Below are 331 nucleotides of genomic sequence, written 5' to 3'. Positions count from 1 at the left end.
GCTCCAGTTGCTCCTGTTGCTCCAGTCGCTCCCGTTGCTCCGGTTACTCCAGTCGCACCCGTTGCTCCCGTTACCCCAGTTGCTCCCGTTGCTCCGGTTGCTCCCGTTACCCCAGTTGCTCCAGTTGCTCCGGTTGCTCCGGTTACTCCCGTGGCTCCAGTCGCTCCGGTTACTCCTGTTGCTCCGGTTGCTCCTGTCACTCCAGTGGCTCCGGTGGCACCAGTTGCTCCGGTCGCTCCAGTTTCACCAGTCGCACCAGTTGCTCCGGTTACTCCGGTGGCTCCCGTTGCCCCGGTTACCCCAGTTGCTCCCGTTGCTCCGGTGGCTCCCG

At 64.0% G+C, this 331-nt stretch carries 1 protein-coding gene; it reads right to left on the bottom strand.

Translation table 11 applies throughout. The annotated features are described in order from the left end of the window. Positions 1-331: hypothetical protein (locus IAE55_RS33625; RefSeq protein ID WP_200634983.1), on the bottom strand; the 331-nt coding region annotated here is incomplete at both ends.

Origin of the sequence: Paenibacillus sp. S28 (genome assembly GCF_016624415.1) — a bacterium.
Lineage (GTDB): Bacteria > Bacillota > Bacilli > Paenibacillales > Paenibacillaceae > Paenibacillus_AQ > Paenibacillus_AQ favisporus.
The sequence above is the reverse complement of the archived record's forward strand: the minus strand, read 5'-3'. Positions and strand labels throughout refer to the sequence as shown.